Here is a 14,574-nt window from a genome sequence, read left to right on the forward strand (position 1 = left end):
GAGATCAGTGAGCGAGACGACTCTGCCCCCGGAGCACGACCGCATCGAGCCGGTCGAGATCCAGCAGGAGATGCAGAACTCGTACATCAACTACGCGATGTCCGTCATCGTGGGTCGTGCGCTGCCGGACGTGCGCGACGGGCTCAAGCCCGTGCACGTCCGCGTTCTGTACTCGATGTTCGACTCGGGCTTCCGCCCCGACCGCGGCTTCAACAAGTGCGCCCGCGTCGTCGGCGACGTCATGGGCAACTACCACCCCCACGGCGACTCGGCGATCTACGACGCGTTGGTGCGCCTCGCCCAGCCGTGGGCGATGCGGTACCCGTTGATCCAGGGCCAGGGCAACTTCGGCTCGCCGGGCAACGACCCCGCCGCCGCCATGCGCTACACGGAGTGCCGGCTCTCCCCGTTGGCCATGCAGATGCTGGCCGACATCGAAGAGGAGACCGTCGACTTCCGCGACAACTACGACGGCCGCATCCAGGAACCGACGGTCCTGCCGTCGCGCATCCCGAACCTGCTGATCAACGGCAGCTCCGGCATCGCGGTCGGCATGGCGACCAACATCCCGCCGCACAACCTCCGCGAGGTCGCGGACGGCGTGGTCTGGGCGCTCGACAACCACGAGGCCTCCGACGAGGAGACCCTCGAAGCCATGATCGCCCGGATCAAGGGCCCCGACTTCCCGACCTACGGCCAGATCCTCGGCACGTCCGGCATCGAGGACGCGTACCGCACCGGCCGCGGCTCGGTCCGCATGCGCGCCGTCGTCGAGATGGACGAGGACGCCAAGGGCCGCACGATCCTGGTCGTCACCGAGCTGCCGTACCAGGTCAACCCGGACAACCTCGTCGAGAACATCGCCGCCCTGGTGCGCGACGCGAAGCTCACCGGCATCGCGAACATCGCCGACGAGTCCAACCGCCGCATCGGCATGCGTATCGTCATCACGCTCAAGCGCGACGCGGTCGCGAAGGTCGTGCTGAACAACCTCTACAAGCACACCCAGCTGCAGTACTCCTTCGGCGTCAACATGCTGGCGCTGGTCGACGGCGTGCCGCGCACGCTGCGGATCGACCAGATGATCCGCCACTACGTGAAGCACCAGATCGAGGTCATCCAGCGGCGGACCAGGTTCCGCCTGCGCAAGGCCGAGGAACGCGCCCACATCCTGCGCGGTCTGGTGAAGGCGCTCGACCACCTCGACGAGGTGATCGCGCTGATCCGCCGGTCCGAGACGCCGGACATCGCGCGCACCGGCCTCATGGAGCTCCTCGAGGTCGACGAGGTCCAGGCCAACGCGATCTTGGAGATGCAGCTCCGCCGCCTGGCCGCCCTCGAGCGTCAGAAGATCATCGACCAGCTCGCCGAGATCGAGCTGGAGATCGCCGACCTCAAGGACATCCTCGAGAAGCCCGAGCGGCAGCGCAAGATCGTGCGCGACGAGCTCACGGCGATCGTGGAGAAGTTCGGCGACGACCGCCGCACCAAGATCATCCCGTTCGACGGCGACGTGTCCATGGAGGACCTGATCGCGGTCGAGGACGTGGTCGTCACGATCACGCGCACCGGCTACGCCAAGCGCACCAAGACCGACCTCTACCGGGCGCAGAAGCGCGGCGGCAAGGGCGTCCAGGGCGCGCAGCTCAAGCAGGACGACATCGTCGCGCACTTCTTCGTGTGCTCCACGCACGACTGGATCCTGTTCTTCACGAACAAGGGCCGCGTGTACCGCACGAAGGCGTACGAACTGCCCGAGGCGAACCGCAACGCCCGCGGCCAGCACGTCGCGAACCTCCTCGCGTTCCAGCCGGAGGAGGAGATCGCGCAGGTCATCCAGATCAAGAACTACGACGTGTCGCCGTACCTCGTGCTGGCCACCCGCAAGGGTCTGGTGAAGAAGTCGAAGCTCTCCGACTTCGATTCCAACCGATCGGGTGGACTCATCGGCATCAACCTGCGCGAGGACGACGAGCTCGTCGGCGCCGTGCTCTGCTCGGCCGACGACGACCTGCTCATGGTCTCCGCCGACGGCCAGTCGATCCGCTTCCACGCCACCGACGACGTGCTGCGTCCGATGGGACGAGCCACGTCGGGCGTTCAGGGCATGCGGTTCAACGCGGACGACGAACTGCTCTCGGTCGGTGTCGTCCAAGAGGGACTCTTCGTTTTGGTGGCCACCGACGGTGGGTATTCGAAGCGGACTCCGATCGAGGACTACCCGGTCCAGGGCCGGGGTGGCAAGGGTGTGCTGACCATTCAGCACGACCGCCGACGTGGCAGGCTGGTCGGAGCGCTCATCGTCGACGTCGACGACGAGCTCTACGCCATCACCTCGAGCGGCGGGGTCATCAGGACCCGAGCCGAACAGGTGCGCAAGGCTGGACGGCAGACGAAGGGCGTGCGGCTGATGAACCTCGGCGAAAGCACCACTTTGATCGCCGTCGCGCGCAACGCGGACGAGCCCAGCGACGTCGTTAACGGTGAGACGTCTGCCGCGGAGGGCTCTGTCGCCGACGCCGACCAGGCAGCACCCCCCACCGACTCGGCCGAGTAGTCGGAACTTGCTAGCGAGAGGGTAAGGAACAGCTCGTGACTCCACCCGAGAACCGCGAAGGTCGGGACGCGGACAAGACCGCGGTGATCACCAAGCCGACTCCGCCGAGTGCTGCGCAGAACGCGGAGAAGGCGGAGAAGGCCACACCGGCGGCCTCCGGTTCCTCGGGTGGAAACGCGCAGGACAAGACGAAGCCGGTGTCGGCGGAGAAGGCGGCCGAGGCCACCAAGTCCGCCGAGAAGCCGGCCACTCCTGCTCCGGCTGCTCCCGCTCCCGCCGAACCCGCAGCGAAGGCCGCACCGGCCGAGGAGCAGAAGACGGTCTCGCTCAGCACACCGGAGAAGTCCGCACCGGCGACGCCCGCCCAGGCCAAGCCCAAGCCCGCGCAGACCGCACCCGCTGAGGCGGCTCCGGCGCAGGCCAAGCCCGCGCCGGCAACGCCCGCACCGGCGCCTGCCGCCGCCACCCCGGCTCCCGCTCCGGCGGACGAACCCGTCGTCGTCTCGACACCGCCGCCCTGGCAGCGCGTGACGAACGACACGGAGGCGTCGCACCAGGACTCGCACGAGGCGTACGTGGTCCCGGGCGCACCGCCCGTGCCGTCGTCGTCCCAGCCGGAGCCCGCCTTCCCGTCGACCGACCCGGACACCGTCAAGGTGCAGAAGCCGGTGGTCACGGGCTCGGCGGTGCCGGTCGGACTCGGCAGCAGCCGCACGTCGGTGAACCTCGGCAACGCCGGAGCCCGGCCCGCCGCGTCCACCCCGTCGGCCCGCCGCCCCGGTCGCGGCCCGCGCCGCGCCTCGCTCCAGGTGAAGCGCGTCGACCCGTGGTCGGTGCTCAAGCTCGCCCTGGTGCTCGGCGTCGCGCTGTTCTTCGTGTGGCTGGTGGCCGTCGGCGTGCTCTACGGCGTGCTGCACGGCATGGGTGTCTGGGACAAGATCAACAGCACCGCGAACGACCTGCTCCAGGCCAACGAGCCGGGCGAACCGCTGATCAGCGCCGGCCGCGTGTTCGGCGTCTCGGCGATCATCGGCGCGGTCAACATCGTCCTGTTCACGGCCCTCGCGACCGTCGGCGCGTTCGTCTACAACGTGTCCGCGGATCTGGCCGGTGGCTTGGAGTTGACGCTCTCCGAGCGCGAGTGACCCCCCTGATTTGGGGCAGCGAAGGCGATCCTGTAAGGTTCTCCTCGTTGCCCCAAGGGGTGATGATCGAGGGCCTATAGCTCAGGCGGTTAGAGCGCTTCACTGATAATGAAGAGGTCGGAGGTTCAAGTCCTCCTAGGCCCACTCGATTTTCTTTCGAATCATCATTCTTGTCTGGGACCGCGTCCCGGAGCCCCGGCCCAAGTCTCGCAAAGCCTGTAGGCTGGTGCGGTAGGTCGGGGCATAACAGTCTTGGAGGGGTTTCCAGTGGCTAAGAAGATCATCGCACTCGTCGTGGTCGCCGGTGCGGTCCTGTTCTTCGTGAAGCGCAGCCGTTCGGCCAAGGCCGACGCGGACCTGTGGCGCGAGGCCACCGCCCCCACCGACTGATCTCGCGGGGCGGCTTTGTCCGCCCCTGATCTTCGGGGACGTAGCTCAATTGGCAGAGCACCGCCTTTGCAAGGCGGGGGTTAGGGGTTCGATTCCCCTCGTCTCCACGTATCCGGCTCGTACCTGTTGTGGGTACGAGCCTTTTGCGTTCCGGAATGCGAGTTCCGGCGTGGTCGCCATTGCGGTCTGGTGCCTGTTCCAGCGTGGGCGTGCACCTCGGACGAAAGACTGGGTACATCGCCGCTCCGCGACGATTGCGATTGGGGCTTGACTTCGGGGCCCTTGCGAGGCGCTCAGTCGGCCGGAAAAGGCCGGATGCTTCGCAACCGGCCGATCCCGAAAGGGGTAGCACCTCGCACCCAAAGTCAAGCCCCAATCGCCAAACCACGAGTGGGTGCACCGCTACCCATCGGCGTCAGGGAAGACGGCTCGCCTTCGGCATCGCGGTTGGAAGTGCGGGGTTGTCACTGCTCGCCTTCGGCATCGCTTGGGGGCTTGGCTTCGCCGTTGCGTCTGCTGGTGTGCGAAAGCCCTGCTCGCCTCGTTGCGAACAGGGCCTCTGTGCAGCATCGGTCGGACTCACGCTGTGGCGAGTGCCTTCTTCTGCGATTTCGTGCGGAGCTGGTCGATGCTCCACGCGCCCGCTCCTGTGAACACCAGCAGCAGGAACGCCCACGAGTAGACGGCTGCCAGTTCGCCGCCGTTCTCGATCGGCAGCAGGCCCTTGGGCTGGTGCACCACGAAGTAGGCGTAGGCCATGGCGCCGGAGGTGAGCAACGCTGCCCAGCGCGTCCACAGGCCGATCAGGATCAGGCCTCCGCCGATCAGTTCGATGAGGCTCATCGGGCCGGCCGGCCAGGACAGCAGTTCGGTTCCCTTCGAGATCTTCTGCACCCCGTGAATCACGAAGAACAGACCGAGGACGATGCGGAAGAGCGCCAGGGCGTGCTCTCGTCGTTGCTCCAGGAACTCCATGGTCAAGGTCCTTCCGGGGCTCGGGGGCAAGGGTCAGGGCACAAAAGGTATGGACCAATTTAGAGTGTCCCGCTCGAGGCGCTTTTGGTATCTGGTTGACTGTTGCCCCTATGAAACGAGCACTGTTGCTGCCCCTGCTCGGCGTACTCGCCGCGTGCGGCACGGAGGTCTCCCAAGGTGTGCCTGTGCCGGACACCCGGACGACGCAGGTCACCACCACGACCAGCGCCGCACCGACAGTGCCGCCCGCGCCACAGCCCGCTACCGACGGCACCTGTCCGTACCTGGCGACGGCGTTCGTCGCCGAGGCCAACGGGCAGCGTGTACCCAAAGTGAAACTGTCAACGGAAAAACCTCACCCAGCGTGCTTTTTCTACGCCAACGCAACTGAGATCCAGTTGACCGTGCGCGTGTACGTGGGGGATGAGCGGGTCGCCAAGCTGATCGTGAACGAGGCGGCGCCGGACGGGTCGCAGCCTGCCAGTCAGCCCACCGGGTGGACCGGAGGGTACGTCAGCGGTGACACGGGTGTCGTCTACGCGGTCTCCAAGGCGGATGCCGCCGTGGTCGTGACGACGAACCAGAAGCAGTCGATCAAAGCTCGGCGGATCGCGGAAGAGGCGATCAAGGGCCTCAAGCTCTAGGACGCACGAAAACGGGGTGGCTCTCGGCGTCGAGAGCCACCCCGTTCTGCGATCTTGCCTACTTCGCCGGTTCCTTCTGGGTCGGCACCTGCCCGTTCAGAACGGGCTCCGGCAGCGGAGCCTGCTCCTCCTCGTGCAGCTGGACCTCCTGCGGCTGGCGCGTCAGCGCGACGTAGCCGGCAGCGGCGGCCGCGATCAGGAGACCGAGGACCCACGGCCAACGGCGGCGCTTCGGCGCGTCGCCGCTCAGCTGGGCCGCGGCCTTGCGGATCTCCTTGGCGCGGACCTTCGCGTCCTTGCGCGCGGTCTTGGCCGCCTTCTTCACTTCCTTGCGCACCACTTCGGCCCTGCCCATGAGGTCGGCGCGCGTCTTCGCGCTCTTCTTGGCCAAGCGCTTGCGGGAGCGGCGGGTCTGCTTCTCCCAGCTCTCGGCCTTGCTCATGAGCGTGTCGGCCTGGTCGACGAGGGCGCCACGCACCTGGTCGGTCGTGATGCCGCGGTCGGCGAGCTTCGCCTCGGCGGCGTGACCTGCGCGAACGACCCCCTGGCGCGCGGCCTTCAGACCCGTGCCGACTGCCTTGCCAACGGACTCGCCGGCACGGGTCATGACGTCCACCTCGTCCATTCTGCGCTCCACACGTTGTCGTCAGCTTGTGAGCCTGAGGTACCCCATCGTGCCCCTTCCTGAACATCCGCGCCTGTGATGGCACGATGGTGTGGTGGCTGACAGCAACGAATCCTTCGTCGGGACCAAGGTGACGGCGACCCTGCACACCACGCAGGGCGACATCCGCATCAACCTGTTCCCCGACCACGCCCCCAAGACGGTGGCGAACTTCGTCGGACTCGCCGAGGGCACCCGGGAGTACACCGAGGCCAACGCGAGCGGCGGGAAGACGGGTCCGTTCTACGACGGCACCCTGTTCCACCGCGTCATCGCCGGCTTCATGCTCCAGACCGGCGACCCGACCGGCACCGGCCGCGGTGGCCCCGGCTACCGCTTCGCCGACGAGTTCAACTCCGAGCTCCAGTTCAACCGCCCGTACATCCTCGCGATGGCGAACGCCGGGCCCAACACCAACGGCTCGCAGTTCTTCATCACCGTGGCGCCGACCACGTGGCTCAACTTCAAGCACACGATCTTCGGTGAGGTCTCGGACCAGGAGTCGCGCGACGTCGTCGACGCGATCGGCAACACCACGACCGGTGCGGGCGACCGCCCCGTGAACGACATCAAGATCGAGCGGATCACGATCGAACGCGCGTGAGCGACGCACTCGTGCCACCGGACGGGCCGGTCGGAGCGCAGCCGGAGACCCCGGTCTGCGCACGTCATTCCGATCGGCCCACCCGGCTGCGCTGCACCAGGTGCGACCGTCCGGCGTGCCCGGACTGCCTGCGCGACGCCTCGGTCGGCATGCAGTGCGTCGACTGCGTCAACGAGGGTGCCCGCACGGTCCGCCGTCCGCGCACGCTCGCGGGCGCGCAGGTCTCGAACGGCCGGCCGATCATCACGCAGGTGATGATCGCGCTCAACGTGCTCGCGTACGTGGTCACGGTCGTCCAGTCCGGCAGCCCGATGAACAACTCCAGGTCGGAGCTGTTCCAGGCGACGTCGCTGTACCCCGACGTCACCGCCGGCGGTGAGTGGTGGCGGATCGTCACGTCGGGCTTCATGCACTTCGGCCTGATCCACCTCGCGCTCAACATGGCCGCGCTCTTCGTGGTCGGTCCGGTCGTCGAGCAGGAGCTGGGCAGGCTGCGGTACAGCGCCGTGTACTTCTTGTCGCTGCTCGGCGGCAGTGCGGCGGCGTTCTACTTCGGCACGGTCTGCCAGCAGCTCGCCGGTGCGTCCGGTGCGGTGTTCGGCCTGATGGGCGCGCTGCTGATCGTGTTCAAGCGGCAGAAGCGCGACATCTCGACCATCGTCGTGGTCGTCGGGATCAACCTGGTGTCGAACCTCTTCACCAACGCGTCGCTGCTCGGGCACCTCGGCGGGTTCGTCGTCGGCGGCCTGCTGACGCTCGCGATGGTCAGGGCGCCGCAGAAGAACCGCGATCTCTACCAGATCGCCGCGGTGGTCGCCGCGGTCGTGTTGCTCGGAGGCATGTTCCTGTTGCGCGCCACCGAACTCGACACGGACGCGGAAGTCCTCCTCGAGATCGCCAGGACCTGCACCCCGAATTAGGGGCGCAATGCGTGCAGCACTCCGGCGACTTCTTCGGGATCGACGCCGAGGTCCAGTTTCGTGAGCACCACGAGACGGTCGTCGGCGTCGAGTTCCAAAGTCTGTTGTTCCCTGCCGAGCCGGCGGGTGGTCTGCAGCTTCACCTTCACCTCGTGCCACGGCAGCCGCGTCGTGCTCGCGAGCCCGCGCACGGCGAGCCCGTCCGCGTTCGCGGTGAGCCTTGGCCGCGCGATGGTCGCGAACGCCGCGAGGTAGGTGACCAGCAACGCGGCCAGCCCGACGAGGAGACGGCCCGCGTTGTCGTCGACGAGGACCGCCGCGACGGCGAGGACGAGCGCGCCGACCCACGCGAAGGCGACCATCGGGGCGGGAGTGGACCAGGTGCGTGTCACACCGTCGAGTGTGCCGCATGAAATGTGGACAGCCGAACGGGTCCTTATGAGGGGAAACCGTCGCTTGTGCATTTTGGTGCAAAGTTGTCCACAGGACTTGTCCCCAATGGGGATGACTTACAGCGGTGTGCTTCGGTGACGCTCGGATGAACCCGGTGAACGGAGCCAGAACAAAGGCCGGCCCGGACGTGTGACGTCCGGGCCGGCCTGTACGAGCTGTGACGTGCCGAGCGCCTAGCGCCAGCGCATCGTCATGAGCAGACCGATGATCATGAGCGCGAAGCCGATCGCGAAGTTCCACGCGCCCAGTTCGAGCATGAACGGGATCTTCTCGGCCGCGATGTAGTTGACGACCAGCCACGAGAGGCCCAGCAGCATGAAGCCGAGCATGACAACGACGTAGACCGGGTGTGACGGCCCCGCTGCCTTGACCTTGACCGGCGTACGGCGGTCAGTGGGTGCGGTGTAAGCCGCCTTCTTCCGGACCTTGGACTTTGGCATGCTGTCCTCGCCTGACGTGGATATCCCTGAGTGACGCGAGTTTACGTGCACTACTCAGGAGACACGTTAACGTAGCGACCGTGGTGAGCGAACCACCTGGAAGACGCAGTTGTTTTCAGTTCACAGTCCGCGCGGAGGTGCTCTGGTGAACTCTGGACCGCAGCAGCCGCCGCCCCGGCGTCCTGCACCCCGCCGTGACGACCTTCAGCACGTGCGGGCCACCCCTTCTCCCCGTCCGCTGCCGCCGCCGGAAGCAACGCAGTTCACCAGCGCTTTCTCCGGCAGCCTTCCCCCGGCGGGTGCTCCGCCGCGCGGTCCCCAGGGCCCGCCCCCCGGCACCCCGGCACGCGGAATGCCCCTGGGCACGCCGCCCGGTGGCATGCCCCGCGCGGGAATGCCACCGCGCGCGATGCCCCACCGCGGAATGCCCCCTCGTCCGCCCCGTCCCCGCCCGGTCGATCCGCCCACGGAAGTGATCCCGCGCGTCCAGGACGACTACGACGACGAGTACTACGACGATGACGACTACTTCGACGGCGAACAGGAGAAGCCGGCTCCGCCTCCGGAGAGCATGGCGCGCAAGGCCGTCCGCGGTGTGGGCGAAACCCTCATCACGCTGGGCCTGGTCGTGCTCCTGTTCGTCGTCTACGAGGTCTACGTGACCGACCTGCTCTCCGCGGAGAAGCAGGAGGACGCCACCGCGGCCCTCGACTCCGAGTGGAGCTCGAACACCGTCACGCCGCCTCCCGCCGACCCGAACCGCCAGTCGAAGCTGAACCTCATCGAGGGCAAGGCCTTCGCGAAGATGTACATCCCGGTCTTCGGCAACGACTGGAAGTTCTCCGTCGTCGAGGGCACGACGGACAAGCACCTGGAGATCGGCCCCGGCCACTACGTCGACACCGCCCAGCCGGGCGAGGCCGGCAACTTCTCCATCGCCGGCCACCGCGTCGGCAAGGGCGCGCCGTTCAACGACCTGGACCTGCTCCGCTCCTGCGACGCGGTGGTCGTGCAGACGCAGACGCAGTGGTTCGTCTACCGCGTCCTGCCCATGAGCAGCGAGGTCGCGGGCTGGGCCTCGAACCCGCGGTCGAAGGAAGCGGCCTGCACCGGTGTCGCCCCGCTGTCGACGACGCTCGGCGACGCCTACGCCAAGACCGTCGGCCAGGAGATCGTCGTCCCGACCCAGGGCGAGGTCATCGCCCCGATCCCGCACCAGGTGGGCACGTCCGTGCCGGCCGACAAGCAGGCCCGCCTGCTCACCCTGACGACCTGCCACCCGCGCTTCTCCGACCGGCAGCGGCTGATCGTGCACGCCATCGAGACCAAGAGCTACCCCGTGGCCGACAACTTCGTGCCGCCAGAGATGACGGAGGGCTGATGTACGGCTGGGTCTGGCGGCACCTGCCGGGGCCGCTGTTCCTCAAGGTCATCGAGGCGGTCGTGCTGGTGACGGGCATCGTCGCGCTGCTGATGTTCGTCGTGTTCCCGTGGGCGGAGCCGAAGCTGCCGTTCAACAACGTCACGACGCAGTAGCCGGCCGGAACTGCTGAAGCCGCCACCGCGCCCACGCGCGATGGCGGCTTCATCGTGGAACGGCCCCGTGCCTTTCGAAGGACAGGGCCGCTCAAGCCGGTCAGCCGTTCGCGACCGCGGTCATCTCCTCGCGCGCCACGACCTTGACGCGGTCGCGGCCCTGCACCGCGCCCAGCGCCACCTCGTGCAGGTCGAGCCGGCGCCAGCCCTCGTTCGTCACGAACGGCACGCCGCGCTGCGTCAGGAACTCGACCACGGCCTCGGGCGAGGGCGAAGCGCAGCGGGGGAGGGACTCGGCGTCCTCCAGCAGGCTCGTGACGGTCTCCAGGGCGTCGCCCTTGGTGTGGCCGATCAGGCCGATCGGGCCGCGCTTCACCCAGCCCGTCGTGTAGACGCCGGGCATCGGGACCTCGTCCAGGTCCAGCACGCGGCCGGCCAGGTGCGGGATCGTGCCCGAGACGTGGTCGAACGGGATGCCGGGCAGGTGCGTGGAGAGGTAGCCGACGGCCCGGTACACGGCCTGGACCTCCCAGTCGGTGTGGACGCCGGTGCCGCGGACGTTGCCGTCGCCGGTCAGCTCCTGGGTCTCGGTGCGCAGGCCCGTCACGGACGACGTGCCGAGCACCTCGATCGGGGCCTCCAGGAAGTGCAGGTGCAGGCGGCGGGGACGGGTGCCGACGTCGCGGATCGCCCACTCCTGGAGGGTCTTCACGATCATCTCGACCTGCTTGCTGGTCCTGATCGCGTGCATCGAGGCCTCGTCGAACTCGATGCCCTCGGCGTGGACGATCACCTCGACGTTCGGCGAGTGGTCGAGCTCGCGCAGCTCCAGCGGCGTGAACTTCGCCTGGGCGGGTCCGCGGCGGCCGAAGACGTGCACGTCGGTGACCGGGGACGTGCTCAGGCCTTCGTGGACGTTCGGCGGGATCTCGGTCACCAGCAGCTCGTCGGCGGTCTTGGCCAGGATCCGCGCCACGTCGAGGGCCACGTTGCCGACGCCCAGGACCGCCACCGACGTCGCGGTCAGGGGCCAGGTGCGCGGGACGTCCGGGTGGCCGTCGTACCAGGAGACGAAGTCCGCCGCGCCGAAGCTGCCGGGCAGGTCGATGCCGGGGATGTCGAGGGGGCGGTCGGTGGCGGCGCCCGTCGAGAAGACCACCGCGTCGTAGAGGTGGCGCAGGTCGTCGAGCTTGAGGTCCACGCCGTACTCGACGTTGCCGAAGAAGCGGACCGCCGGCTTGTCGAGCACCTTCTGCAGGGCGGTGACGATGCCCTTGATGCGCGGGTGGTCCGGGGCGACGCCGTACCGGACCAGGCCGTAGGGGGCGGGCAGCCGGTCGAACAGGTCGATCCGCACGTCCACGTCGGACTTGGTCAGGATGTCGGCCGCGTAGACGCCGGCCGGTCCGGCACCGATGACCGCTACGCGCAAGGGGCGACTCATGACACCTATTTTAGGATAGCCTTACCTCAGTGAAGACGAGAGCTAACTCACTCGACTCGACCGACTAGGCTCCACCCATGCGCGTGCTCGTGGTCGACAACTACGACAGCTTCGTCTACAACCTCGTCCAGTACCTGGCCCAGCTCGGTGCTGAGTGCGTCGTGCGGCGCAACGACGAGGTGGACCTCGACGAGATCGGCCAGGTCGACGGGGTGCTCGTCAGCCCGGGGCCGGGGACACCCGAGCGCGCCGGCGCGAGCGTGGACGTCATCAAGAAGTGCGCCGACACCGGCAAGCCCGTCTTCGGCGTCTGCCTCGGGCACCAGGCCATCGGCGTGGTGTGGGGTGCCACGGTCGACCGCGCGCCCGAGCTGCTGCACGGCAAGACGAGCATCGTCTTCCACGAGGGCCAGGGCGTGCTCGCGGGTGTGCCGCAGCCGTTCATCGCGACCCGCTACCACTCGCTGACGGTGCTGCCGGAGACGATCCCGGCGGAGTTCGAGGTCACCGGCAAGACCGAGAGCGGCATCGTGATGGGCATGCGCCACCGGGAGCTCCCGGTCGAGGGCGTGCAGTTCCACCCCGAGTCGGTGCTGACCGACGGCGGCCACCGCATGCTCGCCAACTGGCTGAAGGTCTGCGGCTTCGAGGTGCCCGAGACGACGGTCGCGCAGCTCGAGAACGGCATGCGCACCCTCGCCTCCGCCGCCCGCCGATGAGCGAAAGGGCGGCCTTCCCGCAGGAAAGCCGCCCTTTCGCACTGCCTCGTCGCCCTACGAGGTGATGATCCCGAACTTGCCCACCGTGATCGTCACCGTCGAGCCCTTGGTGAACGGCTGACCCTTGCCGGGGTTCTGCGTGATCACCTTCTTGTCCTGCTGCGGGCTGCTGACCTGCTGCTCCTCGACGTTGAGGTTGCCGTTCCAGCCCAGCGCCTTCAGCTTGTTCTCGGCTTCGCGCTGCGTGAGACCGGCCAGGTCGGGCATCTCCAGCTGGTTGCCCTTCGACACCCTCAGCGTGACCGTCGTGTCCTTGGCCGCCTTGTTGTTGGCCGTCGGCGTCTGCGAGATGACCTCGTTCTCGGGCTTCGCGCTGTCGACCGTCTCGACGTTGACCTTGAAGCCGGAACCGACCAGCGTCTGCCGGGCGTCCTCCACGTCGTCGCCCACGACGTTCGGCACGTTGATCTTGTCGGGTGCCCTGCCCAGCTGGATGCTGATCGAGCCGCCCTTCTTGAGCTTCAGGCCGCTCGCGGGGTTCTGGCCGGCGACCTTGCCGACCTTGTTCGTGTCGTCGACCTCGACCTGGTCGGCGGCCTGCGTCAGCTTGAAGCCGTTCGGGTCCTTGTCGAGGATCGCCTGGGCCTCCTGCGGCGTCTTGCCCACGAGGTCCGGCACGGTGCCCTCACCGGGAGGCGCACCGACGGAGATCTTGACCGTCGACCCCTTGTCGACCTGGCTGCCGCCGGGCGGGTTCGTGGCGATTACCTTGTTGATCTGGTCGGCGTTGCACGGGGCCGCCGCGCCGTTCGCGCCGGGTTCGCAGGCGACGTCCTCCTGCGTGGGCACGAGACCGGCCTTGGTGATCTTCTCCTTGGCCTCGAGCGGGCTGAGGCCCTCGATCGAGGGGACGCCGACCTTGGTGGTGGCGTCGCTGCCGGAGTTCATCACGCTCGCGGTGATCCACGCGGCGAGACCGAGCACCGCCGCGCAGAGGATCACCACCAGCGTGACCATGATGGCCTTCTTGCGCCGCGCGCGACGCTCTTCTTCCTCTTCGGCGAGCGGGTCGTAGTCGTCCTCGGGTTCCGACTTCAACGCCGCCGGGCGGTGCCTGCCGCCGGTCACCACCTGCGTGCGAGTGGCGCGCGCCTGCTCGTTCATCACGGCGGTGCGGTCCTCGGCGGTCATGACGGCCGGCGCGGACGGGCGCTGACCCGACAGCACGCGCACCAGGTCGGCGCGCATCTCGGCGGCCGACTGGTAGCGGTTCGCCGGACCCTTCGACATCGCCTTCAGCACGATCGCGTCGAGCTGCGGCGACACCTTCGGGTTGAGCTGCGACGGGGCCTTCGGGTCCTCCCGCACGTGCTGGTACGCGACCGCGACGGGCGAGTCACCGGTGAACGGCGGCTCCCCGGTCAGCAGTTCGAACAGCACACAACCGGCGGCGTAAACGTCGGAACGGGCGTCGACGGACTCGCCGCGCGCCTGCTCCGGTGACAGGTACTGGGCCGTGCCGATCACCGCGGCGGTTTGCGTGACCGCGGCCTGGCCGTCGTGCAGCGCACGGGCGATGCCGAAGTCCATCACCTTCACGGCACCGGACTTCGTGATCATCACGTTGGCCGGCTTCACGTCGCGGTGGACGATGCCGTGGCGGTGGCTGAAGTCGAGCGCGGCCGAGACGTCGGCCATGACCTCCATGGCGCGCTTGCCCGACAGCGGTCCCTGCGTCTTCACTATGTCGCGCAGCGTTCGCCCGTCGACGAACTCCATCACGATGTAGGGCAGCGGGCCGTACTCGGTCTGCGTCTCACCGGTGTCGTAGACGGCGACGATCGCCGGGTGGTTCAGTGCGGCGGAGTTCTGCGCCTCGCGGCGGAAGCGCTCCTGGAACTGGGCGTCACGGGCGAGGTCGGCTCGCAGCACCTTGATCGCCACGTCTCTGCCGAGGCGGACGTCCCGCCCCTTGTGAACCTCGGACATGCCGCCGTACCCGAGGGTCTCACCCAGTTCGTAGCGGTTTGAGAGCAGTCGCGGAGTGCTCATCGGTGCTTCGTCCCGCTCCTCGTCGACGGTG

The 14,574-nt window shown here is 67.9% G+C and carries 13 protein-coding genes, 2 tRNA genes and 2 pseudogenes; 11 read left to right on the forward strand and 6 right to left on the reverse strand.

Features of this window, described 5'->3' with window-relative positions:
* Window positions 1–7 precede the first annotated feature (7 nt).
* The 5 genes and pseudogenes from gyrA to ACFWV3_RS27285 all read left to right on the forward strand — a co-directional run bounded on the left by gyrA (window position 8) and on the right by ACFWV3_RS27285 (window position 4,199).
* A complete protein-coding gene (gyrA, locus tag ACFWV3_RS27265; protein ID WP_382414999.1) occupies window positions 8–2,557 on the forward strand; it encodes a DNA gyrase subunit A in 2,550 nt (849 codons plus the stop codon).
* 467 nt (window positions 2,558–3,024) lie between these two features.
* Window positions 3,025–3,702: pseudogene (locus ACFWV3_RS27270) on the forward strand (DUF3566 domain-containing protein); the annotation flags it as partial.
* Between the two features lie 70 nt (window positions 3,703–3,772).
* Window positions 3,773–3,846, forward strand: a tRNA-Ile gene (locus ACFWV3_RS27275).
* A gap of 123 nt (window positions 3,847–3,969) precedes the next feature.
* Window positions 3,970–4,089 (forward strand): annotated as a pseudogene (locus ACFWV3_RS27280) (DLW-39 family protein); the annotation flags it as partial.
* Window positions 4,090–4,126: 37 nt separating this feature from the next.
* A tRNA-Ala gene (locus tag ACFWV3_RS27285) sits at window positions 4,127–4,199 on the forward strand.
* A gap of 472 nt (window positions 4,200–4,671) precedes the next feature.
* Here ACFWV3_RS27285 and ACFWV3_RS27290 read toward each other — a convergent pair.
* Window positions 4,672–5,067: a DoxX family protein gene (locus ACFWV3_RS27290; RefSeq protein ID WP_382415001.1), complete on the reverse strand. Its 396-nt coding sequence runs from the start codon at window positions 5,065–5,067 to the stop codon at window positions 4,672–4,674.
* 110 nt (window positions 5,068–5,177) lie between these two features.
* On the opposite strand from ACFWV3_RS27290, the gene ACFWV3_RS27295 reads away from it, so the two are divergent.
* Entirely contained in the window at window positions 5,178–5,711 is a 534-nt protein-coding gene (locus tag ACFWV3_RS27295) for a DUF2020 domain-containing protein (protein ID WP_382415003.1), read from the forward strand.
* A gap of 58 nt (window positions 5,712–5,769) precedes the next feature.
* Here the strand turns inward: ACFWV3_RS27295 and ACFWV3_RS27300 are convergent, their stop codons facing one another.
* The gene (locus ACFWV3_RS27300; protein WP_382415004.1) at window positions 5,770–6,336 is read right to left on the reverse strand and encodes a hypothetical protein; all 567 of its coding nucleotides are present in this window, start codon (window positions 6,334–6,336) and stop codon (window positions 5,770–5,772) included.
* Window positions 6,337–6,430: 94 nt separating this feature from the next.
* Here ACFWV3_RS27300 and ACFWV3_RS27305 point away from each other — a divergent pair, with 94 nt between their 5' ends.
* Together ACFWV3_RS27305 and ACFWV3_RS27310 are read left to right on the forward strand one after the other, a co-directional pair.
* Window positions 6,431–6,979, forward strand: a complete 549-nt coding sequence (locus ACFWV3_RS27305) for a peptidylprolyl isomerase (RefSeq protein ID WP_382415006.1) — start codon at window positions 6,431–6,433, stop codon at window positions 6,977–6,979.
* The gene (locus tag ACFWV3_RS27310; protein ID WP_382415008.1) at window positions 6,976–7,899 is read left to right on the forward strand and encodes a rhomboid family intramembrane serine protease; all 924 of its coding nucleotides are present in this window, start codon (window positions 6,976–6,978) and stop codon (window positions 7,897–7,899) included. Before ACFWV3_RS27305 ends, ACFWV3_RS27310 begins: the two co-directional genes overlap by 4 nt.
* Here ACFWV3_RS27310 and ACFWV3_RS27315 read toward each other — a convergent pair.
* Complete coding sequence (locus tag ACFWV3_RS27315) at window positions 7,896–8,291, reverse strand: PH domain-containing protein (protein WP_382415010.1); 396 nt, start codon at window positions 8,289–8,291, stop codon at window positions 7,896–7,898. The two genes, ACFWV3_RS27310 and ACFWV3_RS27315, sit on opposite strands and share 4 nt — an antisense overlap.
* Before the next feature lie 234 nt (window positions 8,292–8,525).
* Window positions 8,526–8,792, reverse strand: coding sequence for a cell division protein CrgA (gene crgA, locus ACFWV3_RS27320; protein ID WP_330850048.1), 267 nt, complete (start codon window positions 8,790–8,792; stop codon window positions 8,526–8,528).
* A 472-nt stretch (window positions 8,793–9,264) separates the two neighbouring features.
* On the opposite strand from crgA, the gene ACFWV3_RS27325 reads away from it, so the two are divergent.
* The gene (locus tag ACFWV3_RS27325) at window positions 9,265–10,173 is read left to right on the forward strand and encodes a class E sortase (protein ID WP_382415012.1); all 909 of its coding nucleotides are present in this window, start codon (window positions 9,265–9,267) and stop codon (window positions 10,171–10,173) included.
* Window positions 10,173–10,328: a hypothetical protein gene (locus ACFWV3_RS27330; protein WP_382415014.1), complete on the forward strand. Its 156-nt coding sequence runs from the start codon at window positions 10,173–10,175 to the stop codon at window positions 10,326–10,328. Before ACFWV3_RS27325 ends, ACFWV3_RS27330 begins: the two co-directional genes overlap by 1 nt.
* 100 nt (window positions 10,329–10,428) lie before the next feature.
* Here ACFWV3_RS27330 and ACFWV3_RS27335 read toward each other — a convergent pair whose 3' ends face one another.
* Entirely contained in the window at window positions 10,429–11,772 is a 1,344-nt protein-coding gene (locus ACFWV3_RS27335) for an FAD-dependent oxidoreductase (protein WP_382415016.1), read from the reverse strand.
* Between the two features lie 77 nt (window positions 11,773–11,849).
* Here ACFWV3_RS27335 and ACFWV3_RS27340 point away from each other — a divergent pair, with 77 nt between their 5' ends.
* Entirely contained in the window at window positions 11,850–12,491 is a 642-nt protein-coding gene (locus tag ACFWV3_RS27340) for an aminodeoxychorismate/anthranilate synthase component II (protein ID WP_382415018.1), read from the forward strand.
* Window positions 12,492–12,545: 54 nt separating this feature from the next.
* Here the strand turns inward: ACFWV3_RS27340 and pknB are convergent, their stop codons facing one another.
* Window positions 12,546–14,543 (reverse strand): Stk1 family PASTA domain-containing Ser/Thr kinase, encoded by a 1,998-nt coding sequence (gene pknB, locus ACFWV3_RS27345; RefSeq protein ID WP_382415020.1) that lies wholly within the window; start codon window positions 14,541–14,543, stop codon window positions 12,546–12,548.
* Between the last annotated feature and the right edge of the window lie 31 nt (window positions 14,544–14,574).

Origin of the sequence: Lentzea sp. NPDC059081, assembly GCF_042738015.1 — a bacterium.
Lineage (GTDB): Bacteria > Actinomycetota > Actinomycetes > Mycobacteriales > Pseudonocardiaceae > Lentzea.